The sequence below is a fragment of the Flavobacterium piscisymbiosum genome, from assembly GCF_020905295.1.
In the GTDB taxonomy this organism is placed as follows: domain Bacteria; phylum Bacteroidota; class Bacteroidia; order Flavobacteriales; family Flavobacteriaceae; genus Flavobacterium; species Flavobacterium piscisymbiosum.
Window position 1 is genome coordinate 4,243,896 of record NZ_JAJJMM010000001.1, and the last position, 22,306, is coordinate 4,266,201.

Here is a 22,306-nt window from a genome sequence, read left to right on the forward strand (position 1 = left end):
AGTAAATCTCACAAATCAATAAATAAAACAATACATGGGGCATCATACCGAAATTTGTATTTATAAATAACTTTCTAAAAAAGTAAAAAATGGAGAATAATAATCTTCAATTAAACAAATATCAATTGGCTGCTGAGTAGCCCGGATCTTTAAACTAATAAAAATAAAGTGAGATTATAAAAAAAATTGGCGTCAATTGTCTTCAATTGACGCCATTTGGCTTGTTGTGACCCGGACTGGACAAATTTCTAGAAATTTTATGGAGGATTTGAAGAGATGGGCTTACTGAAGTAGAGGCTGTCTTTCATTGGCTTTATGAATTTGGTTTGGATGTCCTGTTGGGGATTGACGAGATTTTTTAAAAACTGAATTTTGTCATTTATCTGGGTTGTTGGGAATGCTTCAAGGAATAAGCTCACCATCATTATTTGAATGTCGTTCTTGCCACTAAAGTTGTCGGCTATTCCATTTTACCAGTTTTGGCTACTTAAATTATGGTTTTGGCTAAATTTTCTTTCCTGTATCTGAGCAAATTTGCAACATAATAATACTAAAATAATCATTATGTCATCGCAAAGTAAAATTGCAGTAGTAACAGGAGGGAGTCGCGGTCTTGGAAAAGATATGGCGATCAATCTTGCCAAAAACGGATTGGATATAGTTTTAACCTATAACACTCAAAAAGAAATAGCAGAAAATGTCGTAAAACAAATTCATGATATCGGACAAAAGGCGGTTGCTATAAAACTAGACGTCTCAGATTGTTCCAGTTTTGATATGTTTACAAAAAATCTTGGAGACCAAATAACCAGTTACTTCCACTCAGATGGAATTGATTTTTTGATCAATAATGCAGGGTTTATTCACTATGCAAATTTTGATGCTATCAATGAAGCTCAATTTACAGAAATGGAAAATGTACATCTTAGAGGTCCATTTTTCCTTACACAAAAATTATTGCCATTACTAAGAGCTTACGGAGGAATTGTAAATGTTTCTTCAGGACTAACCCGTTTTGCCACGCCGGGATTTGCAGCTTATGCAGCACTAAAAGGAGCAATGGAGACATTGACAAAATATCAGGCAAAAGAACTTGGTGCAAGAAACATAAGAGTAAATGTTATTGCTCCGGGTGCTATCGAAACAGATATTATGGGCGGTGCGGTACGTGACAATGTAGAAATGAACCAATACCTGGCTTCGCAAACTGCTCTTGGAAGAGTTGGACTACCCGAGGACATTGGGGGAGTGGTAGCCTTTTTATGCAGTGATGCCGGCGGGTGGATTAATGCTCAGCGAATAGAAATTTCAGGAGGTTCAAATCTATAATTAGACTTAAAAATAGTTGATCATAGTTGATAAGCTGAATGTTACATACAATTAAAAGAATATAAAATGGAAAAAGAAGATAAAGGAGTAGTCAAAGCTCTTTCGAAACAGGAAATAGACACCATTGAAAGGTTTTATGCAGCATGGGAACTTAAAAAGCCAGAAGTATTAGACGAAATTTGCATGCCCGACTGGAAAGATATTCCACTCGCACCACATCAAGAAGATAACCCAAAAGGACTGCAGGCAATTATGAAATTTTTGTTCGAATTATGTCCTGATATAGAAATCGTAATTCATGAGATATTTGGCAGCCACGAGCGTGCAGCTGTAAGAGCCTCAATGCAATTTACGCATGTAAAGGAAATTATGGGAATCCCTCCAACGAATAAGAAAGTAACAATAGCACTGCATGAATTTCATTATTTGAAAAATGGCAAACTTACCCATACCTGGCATTTAGAAGACTGGTTTGGTCTTTTGATGCAAGGCAAAGAGGAATAAAAAATCAAATAGCATATTCGTATAATAATTTTTGAATATACTTTTAAAAGAATTTATCTGAATTTCTAGTGTCAAAAAAATGTAATTTTGTAACTATGGAAGTAATTAGAATAAAAAACATCACAGATTATCATCGTTTTAGAGGGCTTCCGAAGCCGAAACATCCTTTAATAAGCCTGGTCGATTATTCACAGGTAAAATTCCCTGATGATGAAAAAACGACAAACATTGTGATGGATTTTTATTCTATTGCTTTAAAAAGGGATATTGGAGCCAAGCTTTATTATGGCCAGCAGGTTTACGATTTTGACGAAGGTATAATGTCATTTATAGCACCGGGGCAGGTTTTGCGGCTGCAGCAGGATCCTGATTCATTACATAAAGGCGCAGGGTATTTATTGCAAATTCACCCAGACTTTTTATGGAATTCAGCATTAGCGAAAAACATAAAAAGCTACACGTTTTTTGATTATTCAATTAATGAAGCACTATTTCTTTCTGAAAAAGAGGAAAATATCATTGTAAATATTTTTGAAAATATAAGAGAAGAATACCACATCAACATTGATAGATTTACCCAGGATTTAATAATTGCGCAGATAGAATTGCTGCTCAAATATTGCGACAGATATTACAATCGCCAATTTCTTACAAGAAAAATCAGCAGTCATCAAATACTATCAAAAGTTGAAGAGTTTTTGAATAATTATTTTGATGATAAAAACCGTGACGAAAGAAATCTTCTTTCTGTCCAGACTGTTGCTGATAATATGAATGTTTCTTCAGATTATTTAAGCAATTTACTGAAGCTTCATACTGGTCAGAATACGCAGCAGCATATTCACAATAAACTCATAGAAAAAGCGAAAGAAAAACTTTCTACTACTAGTTTGTCAATTAGTGAAATTGCGTATGAGCTGGGATTCGAACACCTTCAGAGCTTTAGTAAATTGTTCAAAAACAAAACAAACGAAACACCCTTAAAGTTTAGAGCTAAGTTTAATTAATCGTTTTATTTAAGTTTTTGAAGTCTCTTTTTACAGAGAGAAAATAAATGTAAAAAATCCAAAGTTACCTTGCCTGATAGCGTAATTGAAGAAAGGCGCCAATTGTCTTCAATTGGCGCCTTTTGGCTGATTATATGTAGTTATCTGTCTTCCAGTGGCTTTAGTAATTTGGTTTGGATATCCTGTTGGTGATTGATGAGAACTTTTAAAAACTGAATTGGTTTAAGGCAGTAAATTATTCTAGAGAAATTTGGTACAATAAAAAAACAAGACATTAGGCTTTGGATTATAAAAACAATTGAAAAATTTAAGAAGCTAAATAATTACAAGAAAAGGAGTACAATAAAAAGGTTTGTTTTCATCTGTAATAATTTTAATTGTCCAAATATTCTCTCCCCCGTTAAATCAATCCAGCCCTTCTGCCCGTTTGGTAATTCGAAACGAGCAAAATTATCCTGAAATTTTCTAGTTGAATTTCTCTGTGTCTGAATTAGAATGAAAATAGACAGCCTGAATACCAAGATTATTTAATGCTATTTTTTGATTGGCATCTACAAATTATATAAAAAAATTAAAGTTATATTTATTTGTTCATTATTATATCTCGTTCATTTTAAATGAACATTCAAATATAGTGAACAAAACAACTTGGTTCTAAACGATTGTTTCATCATCATATAATTTTTACTAAAAGCAAAAAACTGGCTGCATAATCATTGATTTTAGTATTTAAGTATAACAAAAATCAATCTGTAAAACAAAAAAACTGCCCGAAATTACTTTTCGGACAGCATCTTAAAATGAAAATAAATTCCCAATTACGCTCTAAAAATATAAAGCGTCAGTTTATTAGCCAAAGGGATAATGATCAGGGCACTAACATAAGCAATGGGCAGCATAATGAGCCAGGATTTAAAAAATGTAAAAATCCATGCTTCTTTTTCATAACCATTATTTAAAATGAGTACGCAAACTGCCATTATCAGTGTCATTGGTGTAACCACAAAAAGGGTATTGACATATTTAGCAACAAGCTTCATGACTTTTAAAAGCAATCGGTTAGAATTTTCCATTTGTGTTTTTCTGATTCTCTAAAGATGGAATTTCTTCAATAACATCCCAATGCTCTATGATTTTATTATTTTCAATTCGGTACAAATCATAAAAAGCCGAATGTGTTTTTCCAACGTAACCTTCACTTAAAACCAAAACAAAGTTTCCTTCTCCCAAAACTTTATGTACAGCAGTGTAAACTTGTGCTTTGCCATTATTTTCCCATTGTTTCAAAACACTAAAAAACTCCGATACACCGTCTCCCATATCAGGATTATGCTGAATAAGGATGTCGCCGTCAAAATATTTTGAAGCTTCATTAAATTTTTTCCCTACCAAAACTTCTGAAACAAAAGATGAAGCTAGTTCTTTGTTAGCATCTGTTAAATGATGATCAATAGCTTTTGTTTTACCATCTGTCATTGTTCTTCCGCTCTTGTTTACTTTTTTAGGATTCGTCTGTAAATTATCCCAATGCTCTACACTCACACCATTTTCGAATCGGTGAATATCAAAAGCGACCGTTGGTTCAAATAAATAATAATCGACATGCACAAATCCGATATCGCCATCCTGAAAAGCCCTTACCACATTGGTGTATACTTTTTCCATCGGCATTAAATCGTGCAGTGCCATAATTGCATCAAAACCGTCGGCTACATTAATATTGTGCTGTTTGTATGATTTAGGATTAATTAAGCCTATTTGTCCTAAAGTTTCGGTTTCGATACTGTTTTGAATTGCAGCAGCTTTTTCTCTGTTTGAAAGTTCCATTTTTTATATTGTTAAAAATTATTCGGCAAAGTTATCTTGACCGTTGTAGTGATGCAATAATGGATAAAAGGTTCGTATGGGGATAATATTATCCATATAAGGTTATAGAGCCCGTATTGATTATATGCTTATTTTTGTACCTATAAAAAATATAGCTGTTATGTACGAAAAAAAGATTCCAAAAGATTTTGACTGCGGAATGAGTATAACACTTGAAATAATAGGAGGGAAGTGGAAACCCTGTCTTATCGATTCTATATCTAAAGGTGTAAGAAGACCGAGTGAAATACACAGATGCCATCCTGATGCTACCAAACGTGTTTTGAATCTTCAGCTAAAAGAATTAGAAGATCACGGTGTGGTACGAAAAACAATATACCCGGTGCTGCCTCCTAAAGTTGAATATTTCCTGACTGATCTGGGTAAAACTTTATTACCATTAATTTCGAACATGGAAAAATGGGGCACTAATTATATGCCGATATTTAATGAATTACAGCAGCATAAAAGAGATTTACAAGAGGCAGTTTAAAATGCTAAGGGAAAATCGTCCATCATAAAGCGAAAAATAGCCATTCCCCAGACTCAATTATTCTGTGATCTTTGTGCTACCAAACTTCATTTAAATTGTCACCTAGAAGTGTACTCAGAAAATGGTTGGATTTTATAATGCCAAATGCAGTTCTTAAATTTGTATCTTTCTTATATTCTGAATAGATTGTATTTTGATCTACGCTAAACAGATAATTTCTGGAAGTGGTAATTAGCAAAAAAAATCAGTAAGAGATGTAGTTTTCTTTCAAGAAATAAGATGTTTCTTTTAAAATTCTTCTATTGTTAAATTTCCAAGAGCAGAATGTCTTCTGCATTGGTTGTAGAAATTTTTGATGTAATCAATGCAGATGCAACGGCAAGCATGCCTTTTACTTATGCGCTTATGGGATATGCTTTATTTATTTTTGTTTCGATAACTTTTGCCTTAAAATGGCTTAAAGAACAGTCATTTGCTCCGGGTTATTGGGCGTATACTTTTGGAATCACCACTTTATCTCAGGGGTTATCCCTATTTGCTTTAAAAGCAAATGATTCAGTTGTTACTGGGCTGGCATTAATTATCTTTTGTATTACTAATATTTTAATTGTAATTGTAACAATTGGATCCGTTAAACTTGCTTTAAAGGGCAAGTATATTCCAAAATAAGTAAAAACGTTGAATTTTGCATTGAGGATTTACCAAGCTATTAATTGCACAAGACCTTACTGTTTATTGCCATCATGCCCTTAATGGTGATGAAGCTTTTATCGGTTCCTGAATTTAAAAAGATGTGGCCCTTGTCATTTAAAACAATTAAGGCTTCGAGCACTGTTGCCTCGAATTCCCTGCCAGAATAATTAGTGCCGTTAAAGAATTTTTGAGCACTAATGAGCGGAGCAAGAAAACTGGTCATTTCTTCCAAACTACAGCCTGAGCTGTATTTCACGGCAAGCAGCTGCAAAACTTGTATATGAAATAGTGGTAATGTTTCCATAAATATAGCTTTACCTAAATTTACGAAAAAACGATTAATTTGGATTGTTTTATGTACTTAAAATCAGCATTAAAATGAAATATAAATCTAGCTTTAACTTCTCGTTATCCAAAACGCGATTAGATTAGAGGGGTGATGATGCTATTTTTTAGGAGCTTTTCCCGCTATACGTTGCAATCTTTTGCGCCGAACACCGGCACAAAAGGATTTCCACTGCTATCGGGGCTATGGGCAGCGGCCCAATTTTTGCCTCTGCAGGAATGTAAATTTTAATCCAATTGTATTGGTGGAAGTGGAAAACGGTTATTGTGTATCATTAGAAGACAAAGATAAGCGTTATAGTGAACTTAGACGACCAGTTATCACAGCCACTCTGGAAATAAATACTCTGTAATTTTTAAACTTATAATTTTTTGGCAGGCTGCCTCCGCTGGAGATTCCAATCTTTTGCGCCGAAGACCTCCGCAGAAGGATTTTACTGTCGGGCTGCAAAACGCCGGCAAGGCCACATTGTAATTACTATTAATTAATATTCTGGGGCAGGTAAACGTTAAATACAGCTCCATTTTCGTTGCTTTGACTGGCATCGATTTCCCCATTATGGTTCTGGACGATTTTTTTGCACATGGCCAGCCCGATTCCCGTGCCCGCAAATTCACTTTTGCGGTGCAGTTTTTGAAATATATTGAAAATTTTCTGGGTATCTTCGGGCTTCATGCCAATGCCATTATCAGTAAATTGAATTTTATAATACGACATCCCTTCCTTTAGATGTACCGAGCGGATCTCTTCGGCGGTGGCAATACTGCAATGAATATCAATTTTGGGCTGCACATCAGGGCGTATAAATTTTAAAGCGTTGCCTATCAGATTGAAAAACAGCTGGGACATCTGCAGGGGAATGCCTTTGATGACCGGCAGCTCGTTCCATGTCACTTGGGCTCCCGTACGCTCCATCACCACATCATAATCTTCCAGCGCATTACGGGCCGTGTCCTCAAGATTGACTTCAACGAAAGTGGCATCCTCTTTCGGCAGGGCCGAGTAGGCGAGCACATCGCGGATCAGTTTGCCCATACGGCTGGTGGCGTCTTTTATTTTATTGATGTATCCCTGTGATTTTTCGTCAAGATGATCGGTGATTTTACCCTCGAGCAGCTGCACAAAAGTGCTGATCTTGCGAAGCGGTTCCTGCAGGTCATGTGAGGCTATGTAGGCAAACTGCTCGAGTTCCCCGTTGGAATGTATGAGCTGCACGTTGGTCTGTTCCAATTCTTCATTGGTAGCCCTTAATTCCTCTATAACAGCGGCGATCTCTTCGGTGCGCTCCTGCAATTGGTTTTCCAGTTCCACCTGCAGTTCCATCTGGATGGTAATATCCTGGGCGGTGCCGTTCATACGTACCGGGTTCCCCTCGGGATCAAAAACAGTTTTACCCTGGGCATGCAATATTCTTTTTTTCTCTGTAGTGGGATGGATTATGGTATAGGTCTCATCATACAAACCTCCCGATTCAGGATTCAGTCCCCATGCCACGGCATTGGCGACCCTTTGCTGGTCTTCTTCCAAAAGGATCGGTATAACTTCATTATAATCCTGGGCGGCAGGGTCATACCCAAACCATTCGATCAGGCGGTCCGAGTAGGTCAGTCCGTTTGATGCCACATCAATGCTCCAGGTACCAAGCTGGGCGAGTTCAACGGCGCCTCTCATGTTTTGTTCGGCCTCTTGCAGTTTGTTGCGCGCCACTACCTCTTCTGTTACGTCAATAGCCGTACAGATGACACCATAGATATTGCCTTTCGCATCGTATAAGGGTTTGTAAGTGTAGTCATAGTAGCCATAATATGGCGAACCATTCTTAATAAACATAATGCGGGATGCCGTTTGGGTATGAATTTCACCAGTCTTCAAAACGTGCTGGTAGGCCCCGAACAAATGCGTCTCTTTCATCTCGGGTACTGCTTCCATGATGGGTTTTCCGATAATGGAATCGCCCTTGCCGAATATTTCAAGCATCTTTTCATTGGCCTGGTGCAGAACCATATCAGGCCCGGTGTATACCAATTTCGCTACGGGAGAATTATAAAAAACGGTACGCGCAAATTTTTCGCTCTCTTCCACTTTTTGCCTTTGGAGCACCTGCAGGGTATTGTCCGTAACCCAGACGGCCACTTTTTTCACCTCTCCTGCAGTATCTTTTAGCGGGGCATACACTAAAGCCATATAAACCGTTTCTTGCTTACCACCCCTGATCACCTTACGCTCGGCTTCGCTATTAGAGTAAGGGCTTCCTTTTAAAATAACACCGGCGAGTGCGCTTTCATAATGTGGGCGTGCTTCAGGGAAAGCATCCCAGTAAAAATTTCCAAGGATCGCTTCGCGGGGTTTTCCGGCCACGGCTATGAAACTGTCATTTACAATTTCCGCTTTAAGGGTGTGGGCATCCAAAACACAGATGCCCACCGGCGCATTCATGACTAGTAAATAGAGTTCCTGTTGGTTGTCGATATTCATATAATAAGGCGTAGAAGATTTGAAAGTTCTTTTATATTCAATGAGATAATTTATTTATGTCCCATTACACCAAGTTAATCAATTATCAGGAATTTAAAAAATGTTATTTCTCTGCATATATAAAGGGGCGTCTGACCTTATTGCCAGGTGCGGCAAGGTCCAAGCCATTACGCTTTCCAAAGAGTTTCCTTAATTTGGTATAATAGTAGGGTTTACCGGGATAATTGCCAGAAAGCGCTGCTGTCACCAAGGAGTTGAAATATTAGTTTTCGATACATTTTATGAATCCACTAACAATTAATTTTTTTATTATCTTGCATTCAAAGATTAATAATAAAGAATATGAACAAGAGAGGGCCTATAGTAATTATAGAAGACGACATCGATGACCAGGAATTTTTAGGTCAGGCATTTGATAAACTTCAATATCCAAATGAAATAATTTTTTTCGCAGATGGCGAACAGGCCCTCCAATATCTTACAGAAACAAGCATTGAGCCCTTTATAATTTTCTCTGATATAAATATGCCAAAATTAAATGGAATCGAACTGCGGTCTAAAGTTCATGAAAATGAAGACCTAAGGATGAAATCTATTCCATTTCTGTTTTTTTCGACAGCTGCAGAACAGCAGCATGTAGTGGAAGCGTACTCAAAATCGGTTCGGGGATTTTTTATAAAACCGTTTGATTTCAATCAAATGGTGGTAATGATCAAAAATATTGTAGAATATTGGCAAAGTTGCGTTTCACCAAATTACGTAAAATAACTATAGTGGTTTAGCCATACACATGAAATCCCGATCAATGGAACCCCGGCAGTATATCAGACTCTCAGTGCTTAATGACATGATTCATGACACGATTAGTGCGCGTTTTGAAGGGCAGCGTTTTTGGGTACTGGCCGATATCACCAATCATTCCTATAAAGCCGATAAAAAGATCCATTATTTTGAGCTGGTGGAAAAAGCCCAAAACGGCAATGCCATAACAGCAAAAATGCTTGGCAAGTCGTGGGGCGGGGGAGCCGTTCGTATTGAGGAGTTTGAAAAAAATACGGGACAGGCCTTTACCAATAACCTTCACGTCCTGGTGCAGGTAAGCGTGGATTATCATCCTCTGTACGGATTGTCTGTGAGCGTTTTGGATATTGACAGCAATTTTATGCTGGGCATACTCGAGCAGCAGCGAAATGCCACCCTGGAGCGTCTGGTGAAAGAAAATGATTATATCCAGAAAGTGGGGGATGGTTATTTGACGTTTAACAACCGGCTTAAACTTCCGGCAGTAATTCAGAGAGTGGCTGTAATCTCGTCGAGCAGCTCGGCAGGGAATGAGGATTTCCGCCACACCATGCTGCATAATGATTTCGGTTACGTTTTCCAGATTGATGATTATTATACCGTTGTGCAGGGAGATAACAATGCCAAACTGTTCTTGAATAAACTCATCGAGATTTATAATACCGGAATTCCATATGATGCCGTTGTGATTAACAGGGGCGGCGGGTCCCAGTCTGATTTTTTGATCTTTGACAACTACAATATCGGAAGGGCAGTGGCTAAGTTTCCCATTCCGGTGATAACCGGGATCGGACACCAGAAAAATGTCAGTATAGCAGACCTGATGGCCCATACCCATACCAAGACACCCACCAAGGCCGCTGAGTTTATCATTGCCCATAACCGAAGTTTTGAACTTCGGATACTCGCGCTTCAGCAAAATATCGTAATCAAATCACAGCAGCTTTTTCATGTCCATTACAAAGAATTAAGCGAGCTCAAAAACGCCATTTCCCGCAGCGCAAGGGAACTGGTACAGCTGCACGGGGAAGAGCTGACGCGAACCAACGATCGAATTACAAGCAGTTCCAGGAGGGTTCTCTACGGGCATCAAAAGAAACTTATGTTAACTGTTCATCAGCTCACACAGGGGACGAGCATGCTGTTTCAGCAGAAAAAAAATGAGTTGGGGAATATAAAAAACAGTATACAGAATGCAGCAGTTGACTATCTTCGCCATGAGAAGCTCACTTTGGAATACCACCAGAAAAGCATCCAGCTGATGTCCCCGCAAAACATCCTTCGAAAAGGCTATGCGATTGTGAAGTCGGGTGGAAAAATTATCAGCAGCGCCGATAATATAGAGGCAGGCCACGAGATAGAAGTAATACTGAAAGACGCAAAACTAAAAAGCATTGTTAAAGAAAAAATACAATATGATGGAAGAGAAACTCACCTATGAGGCGGCAAAGTCCGAGCTGACAGCCATTTCAAAAGAAATAGAAAGCGAAGAAATATCAGTTGACGTGTTGGCTGCAAAAGTCAAAAGGGCCTCGGAGCTTATTGAGTTCTGCCAGGCCAAGCTTAAAAACACAGAAGAGGAAGTGAATAAAATCATCGGCAGGATGGAGAATCCTGAAAACTAATGAATGACAGTATCGATTTATTTTATAGAATACCGAATTAGAATTCAGTAAATAATTTTATTTTTGATGCCGAACAGCACAAGTATTATTTAAAATAATTGCAATGGAAAAGGGGATGAAACTGAAGGTTCGAAAAGAGCTGGACGGCAGGCAGCAGTCGAACATTATCAAATTAAAAGGAAGCCTGATCTCAAAGGGCTACACCGAGATCATACACATTTTGGATCAGGATGAGGAGTTTCATATCAATTCTTTTGATATTGAGAGTGGGACTGACAGTGAAGTACGTGAATTTATTACAGCATTTATTGCAAGGGAACAGCTTGAGGACAGCATATCTATTTTTAGTTAATTATTGTCTGCTTTAATTTTTAGGGACCTTTAAAAAAAGTATAAAAAAGTGTCCTTTTAAATGATAAGGGCACTTTTTGATTTTGTTTGTGCTATTAAAAAAGCATTGAGGACTATTAAATATTATTTTTTAGGAGCTTTTCCCGCTATTCGTTTCAATCTTTTGTGCCGAAACCCGGCACAAAAGGATTTCCACTGCTATCGGGAAGTATCGCAAAATGTTCCGGTATTACAGCTGGTTTGGGACTACATGAAGCTCTGTTTTCGGAATTGCCCAAAATCATTCCACATACAAAACCAGCTTCCCTGCATTATCATCATTTTGGCTAACAAATTCCTCATTTACACTTCATGCTGCAAATCTCAGTTAATGACATTTGCAGTATAAAATTTTAAGAAATGAAAAATACGTTAACATACAAAACAGCATTTTTATCCTGGCTGGCTATTTATCCGGTAATGAACATCGTGTCTTATTTTTTGATGATGTATTGATGCAGGTCCCATTACTCTTCCGTACACTAATACTCTCAGCAATCCTGGTTCCCCTGATGACCTATGTTATAATGCCAATTTATACCGGTTTATTTAAAAAATGGCTGGAGAAACAATAGATTCACTGTACCTGTTATTAATTATTTTTATTTAAATTTAAGCGATGAAAAAGCAAGAAACTACCCACCGCAAAATTGACTCCCTCCATGACTTCCACAGGGCTCTTGGGCTTCCAAGGCCATTACACCCGATGATAAGCATGATCAATCTTGATGATGTAAATGTATTGCCGGACGCGCTGCCTGAAATGATGGTGCTCAATTACTATAAAATTGCCTACAAAACCAATATCGCATCCCAGGTTCGGTATGGTCAGAATCATTATGACTTCAGTGAGGGCGGCTTGATTTTTACGGCCCCAAACCAGTTGTTTGAAAGTCCGGATGAAACTAAAAAATCCGGATATGTGCTGCTGGTCCATCCTGATTTTTTATTAACCTACCCTTTGGCAAAAAAGATAAAGGACTATGGCTATTTTTCCTATTCGGCCAATGAGGCATTACATTTATCGGACAGGGAAAAAACTACCATCCTTTCTATTTTCGGCATTATTCTCGAGGAACTGGAAAGCCGTATTGACGATTTCAGCCAGGATGTAATTATTTCACAGCTCGAATTATTGCTCAATTACTGTAACCGTTTCTACAAACGCCAGTTCATTACAAGAAAAGCTGTAAACAATAGTTTGCTCGAAAAACTCGAAGCCATACTGGAGGATTACTTTAACAATCAAAGGACAGCTACTGAGGGTATCCCGACAGTTCATTATATTGCAGGGCTTTTACACTTGTCACCGAGCTATCTCAGCGATATGCTGCGCTTGCTAACAGGCCAGAATGCCCAGCAGCACATACATACTAAAATGATTCAAAAGGCCAAGGAGTTATTGTCTGGGACAGATCTAACGATTTCAGAAATTGCCTATCAGCTGGGTTTTGAGCATCCGCAATCTTTTAGCAAACTCTTTAAGACCAAGACCAAACTGTCGCCTGTCGATTTCAGGCATTCATTCAATTAGTGGCAAGACAGTAGTTGGCACTGCCAGCGTTATAAAAGAGAAACTAAATTCCAAGTTGGAATTTAGTTTCTCTTTTGCTTTTATAGCAATTTGAATTCAGCTTGAATTGTCTAAATATCCATTCTCGTTTTGACTACGCAAGTCCTCAATTTGGCTACGTGCGGCAGCGGTTATCTATCAACCTTTGTGTATTGTTAAACTAAAACATTTACACGATGAAAAATCAAGATCAAATTTCAGTTATCGGACTCAGCTCCAATCCCGTTATCACGTACAGCCCAATTGTAATGCCTGTTTCTGGCAGGCCGGCAGATATGCACCTAAAAGTATCGGCACCTGTCAGCGGGAACAATCTTCCTATCGTAATCCTGTCACATGGGCATGGCGCCTCGACTTATCTTTCCTCATTAAGGGGACTAGCACCCCTGACCGAGTTCTTCTCTTCCAAAGGCTTCATTGTAATTCAGCCAACCCACCCTGATGCCAAGCTCTTAGGTCTTGACACTACAGGCCCTGAAGGAGGTTTGTTTTTGAAATCAAGGGCCAAAGACATCCATTTTATCCTGGACAACCTGGACCATATCCTGGCCAGAGTTCCGGGCCTGGAGCACCGCGCCGACAAATCGCAGGTATCGGCTATTGGCCATTCCCTTGGCGCGCTTACTGTGGGAATGCTTGCAGGCGCGGAAGTTACCGATACTCTGGGTGAAACAATAAGTTTGTCCGAAACAAGGCTCAAAGCCCTTGTAATGATAGGGGCACCCGGAGGACCAGAAGGCCTTAATGGTGATTTTGCCCTAACCCATTATCCGGTCTTAAAAGGGATCAACTACACATCTATGTCGCTGCCCACACTTGTAATCAATGGCGACAGGGACATTAACCTGAATTTTTCAAACGTTGAGAACTGGCGCGCCGATCCCTACTATCAAAGTCCGGTACAGTCAAGCCTGCTTACCGTATTTGGCGCCGAACATATCTACGGGGGCATTTCGGGATGGGATGTGGCGGAAACCACAGATGAAAGCCCGCAGCTTGTCGCCTTTCTCTGTGAATCTATTCTGGCATACATCCGCTCGGCAATGGATCCGAGTGATAAGAGCTGGGCAGAATTGCAAAAGGATTTTCAGAACGATCCTGATGCAAAAGCGCGCATCGACAACAAATAATACTGGAATCCATACGCTGGATTGTTTATGAATCAAAGGTACTGCCAGCAATAGGGCAGTACCTTTTTTATTTTTCTTCACGATCAATGCATTAAAATTTTTGCTGGGAAGGTTTGGCATAGCCCGGTGCCCCATCCGTTTCATCCCGTGTGCTTTCATCTTCCTGAAGCTCTCATTGCCAAGCTGCCCAATTTCGAATTCCTTCTTTACCGGATTATCCTTTTCGGGTTCAATGGTTTCAAAGGGATCATTTTGAGCCTCATCGCTCTTTTGGGTATCCATATCGGTTTCAGACCCCTCCGAAAGGTCATTCTCTATAAGGTCCTTTTCTATGTACTTCCCGGTTATGTCTTTGGGGTCGCTTTGGGGTTTCTTATAAGGGTTCTGCGGGTGATAGGGGCTGGGTGTTTTTGGCTGCGGTTTTGGGGTCTTTGATCGGATTTTGGGAATTACGGTGGGCCTTGTGGTAATTTTTGGTTGTATGGGGATTTTTTGTTTTATTTTTTGAATTAGATTATTGCTGTTGTTTTTTTTAAAGGGGTGGCGGGGGCAGGTTGGGCGGTATTGCCTTGCTTGTCCGGGTTGTGCTTTGTTGTCAGGCTTGTATGTAAAATTATTTTTAGGGTTTATATTATTATTTTTTTGGAGCTTTTTCCCGCTATACGTTCCAATCTTTTGTGCCGAACAACGGCACAAAAGGATTTCCACTGCACACGAGCGAAGCGAACTGGCGAAGCAATCGGGGCTAGGGCTGTAGCGGTGATCTATTTGAGTATCTTAAAAGAAGTTTTTTTGAGGTCTCCCGCGATTAGATACTTTTTTGGTTATATCAATTTTTACTATTGTTCTCTTGGATATCTATGTCAGGAAGTATGGAGAAGTCAAGTTTAAGAACTTTTATTGACCATTCAATTTTAGAATTAACCTGCTCCTCAGTAAGCATTTGGTAACAGTCAATTCCATTTGCTGTTGCAAAATCTTGAATCCTATTAATATGAAGGGTATATTTTTCAATAAACTTCTCATGTGCGGTGCCATTATTAAAGATGGGATGATATTCCTTTTTCAATCCCTGAAATCCGTATGAATTTATGACCTCTAATATTTTTTCTTTCGTTTGACTGGCAACTTCAAAATGTCTTGAAAAATGCTGGATCTGAAATTTTAATACCATGCAGGAAATCATATTTTCGATGTATTCATTTGCTCCGTATACTTGGGCCAGCTGGTCAAGTGAGCTGCATAGTTTGGCCAGCATTTCTACCATCTTTTTATTAACTGGCTCCAGCAAATCAAAATTTCTTCTAGTCCAGCAGGAGAGGTAATGAGTATGGAATGCTTTTTTCATAATTCCATTTTACGGATGTTAATGTCAGGTTTCCTACCCCTATATGATAGCCGCATTTATCGGCATAGCCAGCAATATCATTAAGGCGTTACAGGAACTTTTTTTCAAGTTCCAGATTCCAGATATGCCCTGCTTTGAAAGGGGTGCTCCTGCACGACCGATAAAATAGGCGAAATTCATCACCAGATCATGATGCAGGATTACAGACTCAGCATCCATAATTTTATTATAGGCTACAATGCGTACAATCCCGCTTTTTTTATTTTCAATAATTTTGGTCATTGAATCGTAAAACTGTACTATGGAAACAGAAGGCTTGACCCCGTTTGATGAAAGTTCTTCAAAAGCTTTTTCGATTTGAAAAAAGGATCCCATATCCTCAAGAGTGTTTATTTTTTTCCATTTCCAGATCGTATTCTTCTTTGGTTATGATATCCAGCAAGTATCGGACACTTAGAATAGTGTGTTCGATGATAGCCTGTCCCTGGCGGTATAAGTGTTCGAAACCTCTAAATTATTATATTTGAGTTCTAAAAGGGCTTATGAAACTAGAAGAAGTTTTAGGATATATTCCAAAAGAAGAGTTAGAAGCGTTGTCTGTCCTCTATAACGTTGATCATCAAGTAAAGAAACTTCATTGTATATCTTAACTTATTACTTAGTGACTGTTATTTCGTTGTCAAATAAAAATCATATGAATAAACATTATATGGTAAAAGTTTTTTTGAAAACAAATATGAAATTATGCTTCCCAATAAAATAGGAACAAACAATAAATATCCGTTTGGCAGTAAATTACATATAAGGACTAAAGAAGTGAGGGGGGCAAAAAGTGAAGCAGATAATGTAGCAGCTGCCCCCACTAACGCAAAGTTTAATGGAATTAAATTAGCTCCAAAATAATTATTGCCAATAAAAGCAATAAAGAGTCCTAGAAATGCTCCAGAAACGATACTTGGCGCAAATACACCTCCATCGCCGCCCGCACCAAGTGTTAGAGATGCGGCTAAAGGCTTTAAAATTGCAATAATTAATAAGAAGAGAATTGAAATGTTTGGTGTCGTTATTGATTCGTGTAGTATCTCACGAAGTGCATCGTAACTGTCGCCATATAGGCTTGGAAAAAAGTAAATTAATAATCCGACAATCAAAGCCCCTAAATTCACACGTATAAAATTGTTTGTGATAGTTGCAAAAAGACCTTTTATCCGAGTAACTAAAAGTGTGAAATAGACCGCTAGTATGGCTGCCAAAAGACTTAAGACAATAAAAAAAGGAATGGCATTCCAATTCCAATCTACAACGGTATATAAAAGCAAAGGTCTGTTGTCAAAAAAATAAATAAACAAGTAGCTTACTAATGCTGAAGAAGTACAAGCAATAACAAGTGTTTTGCTTATTTTTCTTGCAATAACTTCCATAGCAAATAACCAACCAGCCAAAGGACTGCAAAATAAAATGGCAACTCCTGCAGTTACCCCAGCGCAAATTAATTCCCTTTTGTATATTTTTGCTATTAAATTCTTTTTGTAAGCAAGGTTTCCAATAGTTGCCGTAGCCACGACCGTCGATACTTCCACACCGGTTGAACCTCCAAATATTACGGTTAGAAAACCATTAATGTAATGAGAAGGTATTTTGAATAAAGGTAAGTGATCTTTGCGCTGGTCTAGTGTTTTATAGATTTCAGTTATTCCTTTGTTTTTTCTATTTTTAAATACATATTTTCTCAAAAAGTAAATAGCTGTAATTCCAATTGTAGGAAATAATATGATCGCTATAGAATAATTACTAACAGCATTAAATAGATACTTTTCAAAAAATTCAGTTAATTTCTTTAGTGAAAATGCTAGCAATGCCCCGCATAGTCCAACAATAAAAGAGATCAATATAAGTTTAAAATAGTTTCGATTAATTATCTTTTGTCTTTCCATTTTAGTAGATTGATAGTGTGTTCATAGAATAACAAAATTAAATGATTAAAAGGGTAAGTTGTAATTTTTTGTTTTTTTATTTTTAAATAAAATACTCATGAATTGCTTTAAAGTTTACTATAGCAAATCACTTTGTCGACAACTAAAAAGATTTAGCTTTTAAATAATAGATTTTTAGTACGAGTTAATTTTCATCAGAATAGAATACACAATCGTGAACAATTCTTGCAGGGGAGGTATACCTATGTTCCTGAGTTTTTCCTATCTCCATAATATGTAATACTGCCCAATGTTTCGCTTTTAGATAATCAGATATCATGGAACGGTGACATCGCCACCAAAGTGCTTCAGAACACATAATAACAGTATTGTTTTCTATGGCAATGTGTTTTAGATCTTCAATGCCATTTTTAAATTCATCAGATTCCATGTAATCAGCATAGCCCCTGAAAGAAGGATTTTCCCAACGGGTATTTTTTGTGTTTTTTTCAGCTTTTCGTCTACCGCCCAAACTGGGCAAATGAATATAGTATATTCCGGCCTTTTCCGCGGCTATTTTTAAATTATCCTGATTGAATTGAGGAAATTTACGAGAACCTGGTATACTTCTGATATCAGCAAGAATTTTAATATTGAACGAATGCAATATTTCCAAAAACTCTGTTAAACTATGAGTTGAATGTCCTATAGTGTAAAGTGTATGTTTAGCTAATTGTTTCAATCTATTTATTTAATGTTAGAATATATTTGTCTATATACAATTGCTTTTCTTTGGATTTGTATTGCTGAATATAGCGCGGGTGCTCAAGGACTGTTATCCTATCAAATAAATTTTCCTCTTTGTTGATCTTTTGGATAAAATTGGCATTTTTCTTTCCAAGCACGAAAACCTCAGAAGTATCCAGCCCTAAACTTATGTGATTTTTTAAGGAAAGAATCATAAAACCCTTGACCATTTCAAAGAGCCTTAGGTCATCGTAGTAATTGGCATTTAGCCATTTGCCTTCTTTGGTTTTACGAATAATAGCTAAAGGAAATGGCGAATTGATATAAAAATCTTGATAGAAATCTTTGACCTCGCCATATTCAGCAATCATTTCATACATAAAAACAGATGATATTTCGTGTGTTTTTGCTGATTGCATTTTAATGCCACAAACATTTTCCAACCTTTTGGTATCTGTAAATGGAATACCGGTTACTCCAGCGCCATGGCGACTCGGGTTAATTCCGATAATGAATTTTCTTGATTGTAAATCGTTGTAATATTTATTATAAAACTGCTGCATTACCAAGATAGTTTCAGGATTGTCTACATAAGGGTTTAGTACTTTAAAATATTCAGGCAGCGGACCTGAATATTGTAAATTAGTATTGAAATCAATGATTTTATCAGCAACGGTTTTGGACATAATTGTTTAATTCTATATCTTCAATTCTTACGGTATCAAGTTCAGGATCGTTTAATTTGAAAGTATTTGCAATGACTTGCCTTTTGCAGACAAATCTTTTCAACCTTTTTTACCAAGTAATTAATAAAAAAACTAGATTTATTTCAACAAAAGCTTCTGAAACAGCTGTTCAAGTAAATATTTTCAGGTCATTAATTTCATATCGCAACCTGCTTTAATTCCCATTACTTCCAAGCTTAATATTATTCATTACCCTGTTTACTATTGCGTCGCAATATATTAAGTTAAATTCAAAAATATCATTTGGTGAATATGATTTTTCAATCTCTTTTCGCAACATCGTTTTAGCTCTATTCAACCTTACTTTAACATTAGATTCACTAATATTTAAAGCATCAGCCGTTTCTGAAACATTTAGTCCATTAATTTCCCTTAAAGAAAAAACCATTCGATACTCTATTGGAATTTGATTCAATGATGATTCAATAATGTTTCCTAGTTCCCTATTCATTACAATCTTATTTGTATCAGTATGTTGGTGATCTGAAAACATTGGCACGTCATTATTATTTATATCTTTTGAAACCTCATTTTTGAAACTGAACTTCTGTTTCTTTTTATAACAACTGTTTAGCATTATTTTGATTATCCATGTTTTGAAAAGGGCTCGATTTTCAAATTTTTGTAAATTAAAATAAACAGCAATAAAGGTCTCTTGCATTAAATCCTGAGTGTCTTCATGATTATAGTTGTATGACCTGCCTATTTTATAGAGATAAGGATTGTATCTTCTAATCAATATTTCAAATAATCCAAATTCCCCATTAATGATCTTGGTTATAATATCAGCGTCAGAATATTGTTCTTTTATTTTCATGTCCGGGTACAGTAAATACTGAGATATAATTTAAAAAATATTGAGTTTACAAAAAGAAGTAAAGTTGTAAACTCAATATAGTATTTAATTTAAGAAACTATTCGTGCGATTTTAGCCAGTGAAAATGCACCTATAGCCATTACGAAATCCCTTACAGCCACATCGAGATATGTACCACTAAACAGTAAGGTCAATCCAATGAGTGTTAGCCAAGCAGCCACAATGTAACCTCCAATTGCTGGTTTAGTCAAAACTATTATTCCTGCAACAATCTCAATTATTCCAACAAGAATCATAAAAGTGTGTGGAGAAAAAGGAATAATAGCTGCAACTCCCGGATTAAGATAGTTTTCCCATGTTGTCAATAAATTAACGAATTTATCCAGACCTGCAACAATTGGCACGATACCAAATGTTATCTTTAATAAATTGAAAGTTGGCGCAAGCCTCAATCGTAAATTGTTTGTTTCCATTTTCTTTTAAATTTAATTGTTTATTTAGAAGTAGAGGAAATGACATTCCAAAAGGTTACAAAAAAATGAAAAATAACCAAATATTTTTATCGCCAAAAAAAATCATTCCATTCCTCGTTATTTAATTCACGGGAAAAATCTTTTAAGTTCAATATAATTTGATTTGATGGTACAATATTTCTGATTGAAGTAAAAATATTTTTCTCTTCCAAGCGTATTAATATCTCCAGATCTTCTTCAATTCGGCTTAATGACTTTTCGATTTCAATATTTTTTGTAAAATGTTTTTTTAATCGTCGATGTAGCGTTAAGCTTTTTTTTACTAATTGATTTTCCAGTCCTAATAGTGGAAAAATATATTCTTTTTCTATTTCGAAATGCAATGCTAATTCATTGCTATAATACCAATCTGCATAATTTTTAATCCTTTCAGGAACAATTTTCTGTCTAATTCCTTCACGAATTGCTCGGCATAACTCTAATGACAGCTGATTATCTCTATGTAACGAACTAAGTAATGTTTCTAAGTTTTTTAGATTTTCTTCCTTTATTAGTTTTTTTTCTAAATTCATTATTATTTAAAGTAAAGAGTGACAGATAATAAATTCTATGGAATTTATAAATCCCTAAAGCTACTATCGTTCTTGTTTTTCTATTTCCTGCGAATCAATTTCTAATAACATTGAGCAACTTATTATAATCAATCCTTTGATACAATGTTTTTTCGAGTAAAAGCCATAAAGGATAGCGTCTAATTTAGGGTCGGGATCCCAAAAATGGTAAGCATAATTAACCACAATCTCATTGTAATTAATTTTGCAATTATGATTTCTGGCATTTATAAAATTTTTTTTAGCTATAAAGCTTATATTATATCCTTGACATATTAGACCTTCTAAAGCTTCTGTCAAATTTGTATATGGGTTCATTTTTTATCAGATTTTCATGTCTTTAATATTATATGTAAAGTTTATTTGAATGTATCCTAAAGATAATCATTTAAGCTGTATTGGTTTTTAGCGATATTACAAAGTGGCTAGTGTAAGCAAACATTTGACCCGATAGATTAAAGAGTAAAAATTTATCAGTTAAAAAATTAAACTCTGTAGGATTGGCAGCTTTTCTTCTAGATCTGCGATCATAACCAGAACTATTTTTGAAAATCCAGCACTTTGCATCGTTCTAGACAAACTTGAAGTTTGTATTACTTTTGATTTAATTTTAGAATGCAGGCTTAAGGGTCTTAAAAAGAAATAGTCATAAAGCAAATTATAATTATAATCAGGGTCCAATTTTATTTGTTGTATTTGTTCACCATATAAAGCTAATCTGTCTGCTAAAAGTTTTTCCAGATCTTTAATTTGATTCATTAAATTATGATTCTCAAGATAAAAAATCAATAAGGCAAACAATTGATCCCATAATTCATTCTGTTGCTTGCTGTCACTTTTCTGGAGCGCCACTACACAATTAAAAAAGAGCACTTCAAAAGACCCTTTCTGGCTGATTTTTTGAAAATCATTTATTTTTTCTACCTCGGAAAAAGCAATAACAAATAAAGATTGCGCGACATTGTAAGGAGAATAACCATTTGACAAAATAATTCTCTGTATGGAATGGTTACTTTTATCAACTAATCTTTTTAATATTTGATGATCAAAACCACTATTATTTAAATTTTTAAGATCATTTAGTATATGATTAAAAATGAGGTGTTGATTTATGTTATCTAAAAAAATCCATTCTTTTTTTTGACTTGTGTTTTCGATAGTGCTAGATTCTATAATGACGGAAATTATACCGGAGTATTGGGCAAGAAAAATGGCAATAGAACCTCTAATATTCGAAGAGAATAACGTTATTTCATCATTACTGCCATTTTCGACGACTAGTTTTTTATCTAACTTTAGCAATAAGTGGATTAGTATAGAAAACTTTGAGGTTACTTGTGACTTTTTTTTTCTAACGGTATTATAAATGATGCAAGAAAGTATAGTTAAAAAGCCAATACTGTAGATAGTCCACATGAT

General features: G+C 36.4%; 26 protein-coding genes. 12 read left to right on the top strand and 14 right to left on the bottom strand.

What is annotated here, in order from left to right:
* The first annotated feature begins 564 nt into the window (after positions 1-564).
* From LNP81_RS18225 to LNP81_RS18235, 3 genes are all read left to right on the top strand, one after another.
* The gene (locus tag LNP81_RS18225) at positions 565-1,329 is read left to right on the top strand and encodes an SDR family NAD(P)-dependent oxidoreductase (protein ID WP_230038315.1); all 765 of its coding nucleotides are present in this window, start codon (positions 565-567) and stop codon (positions 1,327-1,329) included.
* Positions 1,330-1,395: 66 nt separating this feature from the next.
* Positions 1,396-1,833, top strand: coding sequence for an ester cyclase (locus LNP81_RS18230; protein WP_230038317.1), 438 nt, complete (start codon positions 1,396-1,398; stop codon positions 1,831-1,833).
* A gap of 95 nt (positions 1,834-1,928) precedes the next feature.
* Positions 1,929-2,840 (top strand): helix-turn-helix domain-containing protein, encoded by a 912-nt coding sequence (locus LNP81_RS18235; protein WP_230038319.1) that lies wholly within the window; start codon positions 1,929-1,931, stop codon positions 2,838-2,840.
* Positions 2,841-3,658: 818 nt separating this feature from the next.
* Here the strand turns inward: LNP81_RS18235 and LNP81_RS18240 are convergent.
* Both LNP81_RS18240 and LNP81_RS18245 read right to left on the bottom strand, forming a co-directional pair.
* Positions 3,659-3,913, bottom strand: coding sequence for a DUF2798 domain-containing protein (locus LNP81_RS18240; protein ID WP_230038321.1), 255 nt, complete (start codon positions 3,911-3,913; stop codon positions 3,659-3,661).
* Positions 3,900-4,667 carry a nuclear transport factor 2 family protein gene (locus LNP81_RS18245; protein WP_230038323.1) on the bottom strand — a complete coding sequence of 256 codons (768 nt, stop codon included), beginning with the start codon at positions 4,665-4,667 and terminating at the stop codon, positions 3,900-3,902. Before LNP81_RS18245 ends, LNP81_RS18240 begins: the two co-directional genes overlap by 14 nt.
* A 160-nt stretch (positions 4,668-4,827) precedes the next feature.
* Here LNP81_RS18245 and LNP81_RS18250 point away from each other — a divergent pair, with 160 nt between their 5' ends.
* Both LNP81_RS18250 and LNP81_RS18255 read left to right on the top strand, forming a co-directional pair.
* Entirely contained in the window at positions 4,828-5,199 is a 372-nt protein-coding gene (locus LNP81_RS18250) for a winged helix-turn-helix transcriptional regulator (protein WP_071637756.1), read from the top strand.
* Positions 5,200-5,523: 324 nt separating this feature from the next.
* Positions 5,524-5,868 carry a TDT family transporter gene (locus tag LNP81_RS18255; protein WP_230038325.1) on the top strand — a complete coding sequence of 115 codons (345 nt, stop codon included), beginning with the start codon at positions 5,524-5,526 and terminating at the stop codon, positions 5,866-5,868.
* Between the two features lie 40 nt (positions 5,869-5,908).
* Here LNP81_RS18255 and LNP81_RS18260 read toward each other — a convergent pair whose 3' ends face one another.
* Both LNP81_RS18260 and LNP81_RS18265 read right to left on the bottom strand, forming a co-directional pair.
* On the bottom strand, positions 5,909-6,196 hold the full coding sequence (locus LNP81_RS18260; protein WP_230038327.1) for a hypothetical protein: 288 nt from the start codon (positions 6,194-6,196) through the stop codon (positions 5,909-5,911).
* A 522-nt stretch (positions 6,197-6,718) separates the two neighbouring features.
* A complete protein-coding gene (locus tag LNP81_RS18265; protein ID WP_230038329.1) occupies positions 6,719-8,713 on the bottom strand; it encodes a PAS domain-containing sensor histidine kinase in 1,995 nt (664 codons plus the stop codon).
* A 342-nt stretch (positions 8,714-9,055) separates the two neighbouring features.
* Here LNP81_RS18265 and LNP81_RS18270 point away from each other — a divergent pair, with 342 nt between their 5' ends.
* The 7 genes from LNP81_RS18270 (at position 9,056) to LNP81_RS18295 (ending at position 14,232) form a co-directional block, all read left to right on the top strand.
* Complete coding sequence (locus tag LNP81_RS18270) at positions 9,056-9,481, top strand: response regulator (protein WP_230038332.1); 426 nt, start codon at positions 9,056-9,058, stop codon at positions 9,479-9,481.
* Positions 9,482-9,560: 79 nt separating this feature from the next.
* On the top strand, positions 9,561-10,955 hold the full coding sequence (gene xseA / locus LNP81_RS18275; protein ID WP_230038334.1) for an exodeoxyribonuclease VII large subunit: 1,395 nt from the start codon (positions 9,561-9,563) through the stop codon (positions 10,953-10,955).
* On the top strand, positions 10,933-11,139 hold the full coding sequence (xseB, locus tag LNP81_RS18280; RefSeq protein ID WP_230038336.1) for an exodeoxyribonuclease VII small subunit: 207 nt from the start codon (positions 10,933-10,935) through the stop codon (positions 11,137-11,139). Before xseA ends, xseB begins: the two co-directional genes overlap by 23 nt.
* 103 nt (positions 11,140-11,242) lie before the next feature.
* The gene (locus LNP81_RS18285; protein WP_230038338.1) at positions 11,243-11,491 is read left to right on the top strand and encodes a hypothetical protein; all 249 of its coding nucleotides are present in this window, start codon (positions 11,243-11,245) and stop codon (positions 11,489-11,491) included.
* 493 nt (positions 11,492-11,984) lie between these two features.
* Positions 11,985-12,104 carry a hypothetical protein gene (locus tag LNP81_RS27565; RefSeq protein WP_487318661.1) on the top strand — a complete coding sequence of 40 codons (120 nt, stop codon included), beginning with the start codon at positions 11,985-11,987 and terminating at the stop codon, positions 12,102-12,104.
* Positions 12,105-12,148: 44 nt separating this feature from the next.
* Positions 12,149-13,063 carry a helix-turn-helix domain-containing protein gene (locus tag LNP81_RS18290; protein ID WP_230038340.1) on the top strand — a complete coding sequence of 305 codons (915 nt, stop codon included), beginning with the start codon at positions 12,149-12,151 and terminating at the stop codon, positions 13,061-13,063.
* Positions 13,064-13,278: 215 nt separating this feature from the next.
* Entirely contained in the window at positions 13,279-14,232 is a 954-nt protein-coding gene (locus tag LNP81_RS18295) for an alpha/beta hydrolase family protein (RefSeq protein WP_230038342.1), read from the top strand.
* Between the two features lie 829 nt (positions 14,233-15,061).
* Here the strand turns inward: LNP81_RS18295 and LNP81_RS18300 are convergent.
* From LNP81_RS18300 to LNP81_RS18345, 10 genes are all read right to left on the bottom strand, one after another.
* The gene (locus LNP81_RS18300) at positions 15,062-15,580 is read right to left on the bottom strand and encodes a hypothetical protein (RefSeq protein ID WP_128414839.1); all 519 of its coding nucleotides are present in this window, start codon (positions 15,578-15,580) and stop codon (positions 15,062-15,064) included.
* 39 nt (positions 15,581-15,619) lie between these two features.
* Positions 15,620-15,955 carry a hypothetical protein gene (locus LNP81_RS18305; protein ID WP_056205494.1) on the bottom strand — a complete coding sequence of 112 codons (336 nt, stop codon included), beginning with the start codon at positions 15,953-15,955 and terminating at the stop codon, positions 15,620-15,622.
* Positions 15,956-16,248: 293 nt separating this feature from the next.
* The gene (locus LNP81_RS18310; protein WP_056205492.1) at positions 16,249-17,514 is read right to left on the bottom strand and encodes a chloride channel protein; all 1,266 of its coding nucleotides are present in this window, start codon (positions 17,512-17,514) and stop codon (positions 16,249-16,251) included.
* A gap of 184 nt (positions 17,515-17,698) precedes the next feature.
* Positions 17,699-18,235, bottom strand: coding sequence for a DUF488 domain-containing protein (locus tag LNP81_RS18315; protein ID WP_230038344.1), 537 nt, complete (start codon positions 18,233-18,235; stop codon positions 17,699-17,701).
* Between the two features lies 1 nt (position 18,236).
* Positions 18,237-18,926 carry an SMUG2 DNA glycosylase family protein gene (locus LNP81_RS18320; RefSeq protein ID WP_230038346.1) on the bottom strand — a complete coding sequence of 230 codons (690 nt, stop codon included), beginning with the start codon at positions 18,924-18,926 and terminating at the stop codon, positions 18,237-18,239.
* A 214-nt stretch (positions 18,927-19,140) separates the two neighbouring features.
* Positions 19,141-19,803, bottom strand: a complete 663-nt coding sequence (locus LNP81_RS18325) for a sigma-70 family RNA polymerase sigma factor (RefSeq protein WP_056205486.1) — start codon at positions 19,801-19,803, stop codon at positions 19,141-19,143.
* Positions 19,804-19,892: 89 nt separating this feature from the next.
* Positions 19,893-20,276 carry a hypothetical protein gene (locus tag LNP81_RS18330; protein ID WP_056205483.1) on the bottom strand — a complete coding sequence of 128 codons (384 nt, stop codon included), beginning with the start codon at positions 20,274-20,276 and terminating at the stop codon, positions 19,893-19,895.
* Between the two features lie 86 nt (positions 20,277-20,362).
* Positions 20,363-20,848, bottom strand: a complete 486-nt coding sequence (locus LNP81_RS18335; protein WP_056205480.1) for a hypothetical protein — start codon at positions 20,846-20,848, stop codon at positions 20,363-20,365.
* Positions 20,849-20,911: 63 nt separating this feature from the next.
* Positions 20,912-21,205 (bottom strand): hypothetical protein, encoded by a 294-nt coding sequence (locus LNP81_RS18340; RefSeq protein ID WP_056205478.1) that lies wholly within the window; start codon positions 21,203-21,205, stop codon positions 20,912-20,914.
* A 159-nt stretch (positions 21,206-21,364) separates the two neighbouring features.
* The gene (locus LNP81_RS18345) at positions 21,365-22,303 is read right to left on the bottom strand and encodes a hypothetical protein (RefSeq protein WP_230038348.1); all 939 of its coding nucleotides are present in this window, start codon (positions 22,301-22,303) and stop codon (positions 21,365-21,367) included.
* Positions 22,304-22,306: the final 3 nt, after the last annotated feature.

Coding starts and splice junctions, on each gene's coding strand:
- LNP81_RS18225 (WP_230038315.1), top strand. CDS start 565: ATGTCATCGCAAAGTAAAATTGCAGTAGTAACAGGAGGGAGTCGCGGT.
- LNP81_RS18230 (WP_230038317.1), top strand. CDS start 1,396: ATGGAAAAAGAAGATAAAGGAGTAGTCAAAGCTCTTTCGAAACAGGAA.
- LNP81_RS18235 (WP_230038319.1), top strand. CDS start 1,929: ATGGAAGTAATTAGAATAAAAAACATCACAGATTATCATCGTTTTAGA.
- LNP81_RS18240 (WP_230038321.1), bottom strand. CDS start 3,913: ATGGAAAATTCTAACCGATTGCTTTTAAAAGTCATGAAGCTTGTTGCT.
- LNP81_RS18245 (WP_230038323.1), bottom strand. CDS start 4,667: ATGGAACTTTCAAACAGAGAAAAAGCTGCTGCAATTCAAAACAGTATC.
- LNP81_RS18250 (WP_071637756.1), top strand. CDS start 4,828: ATGTACGAAAAAAAGATTCCAAAAGATTTTGACTGCGGAATGAGTATA.
- LNP81_RS18255 (WP_230038325.1), top strand. CDS start 5,524: ATGTCTTCTGCATTGGTTGTAGAAATTTTTGATGTAATCAATGCAGAT.
- LNP81_RS18260 (WP_230038327.1), bottom strand. CDS start 6,196: ATGGAAACATTACCACTATTTCATATACAAGTTTTGCAGCTGCTTGCC.
- LNP81_RS18265 (WP_230038329.1), bottom strand. CDS start 8,713: ATGAATATCGACAACCAACAGGAACTCTATTTACTAGTCATGAATGCG.
- LNP81_RS18270 (WP_230038332.1), top strand. CDS start 9,056: ATGAACAAGAGAGGGCCTATAGTAATTATAGAAGACGACATCGATGAC.
- xseA (WP_230038334.1), top strand. CDS start 9,561: ATGATTCATGACACGATTAGTGCGCGTTTTGAAGGGCAGCGTTTTTGG.
- xseB (WP_230038336.1), top strand. CDS start 10,933: ATGGAAGAGAAACTCACCTATGAGGCGGCAAAGTCCGAGCTGACAGCC.
- LNP81_RS18285 (WP_230038338.1), top strand. CDS start 11,243: ATGGAAAAGGGGATGAAACTGAAGGTTCGAAAAGAGCTGGACGGCAGG.
- LNP81_RS27565 (WP_487318661.1), top strand. CDS start 11,985: ATGCAGGTCCCATTACTCTTCCGTACACTAATACTCTCAGCAATCCTG.
- LNP81_RS18290 (WP_230038340.1), top strand. CDS start 12,149: ATGAAAAAGCAAGAAACTACCCACCGCAAAATTGACTCCCTCCATGAC.
- LNP81_RS18295 (WP_230038342.1), top strand. CDS start 13,279: ATGAAAAATCAAGATCAAATTTCAGTTATCGGACTCAGCTCCAATCCC.
- LNP81_RS18300 (WP_128414839.1), bottom strand. CDS start 15,580: ATGAAAAAAGCATTCCATACTCATTACCTCTCCTGCTGGACTAGAAGA.
- LNP81_RS18305 (WP_056205494.1), bottom strand. CDS start 15,955: ATGGGATCCTTTTTTCAAATCGAAAAAGCTTTTGAAGAACTTTCATCA.
- LNP81_RS18310 (WP_056205492.1), bottom strand. CDS start 17,514: ATGGAAAGACAAAAGATAATTAATCGAAACTATTTTAAACTTATATTG.
- LNP81_RS18320 (WP_230038346.1), bottom strand. CDS start 18,926: ATGTCCAAAACCGTTGCTGATAAAATCATTGATTTCAATACTAATTTA.
- LNP81_RS18325 (WP_056205486.1), bottom strand. CDS start 19,803: ATGAAAATAAAAGAACAATATTCTGACGCTGATATTATAACCAAGATC.
- LNP81_RS18330 (WP_056205483.1), bottom strand. CDS start 20,276: ATGGAAACAAACAATTTACGATTGAGGCTTGCGCCAACTTTCAATTTA.
- LNP81_RS18335 (WP_056205480.1), bottom strand. CDS start 20,848: ATGAATTTAGAAAAAAAACTAATAAAGGAAGAAAATCTAAAAAACTTA.
- LNP81_RS18340 (WP_056205478.1), bottom strand. CDS start 21,205: ATGAACCCATATACAAATTTGACAGAAGCTTTAGAAGGTCTAATATGT.
- LNP81_RS18345 (WP_230038348.1), bottom strand. CDS start 22,303: ATGTGGACTATCTACAGTATTGGCTTTTTAACTATACTTTCTTGCATC.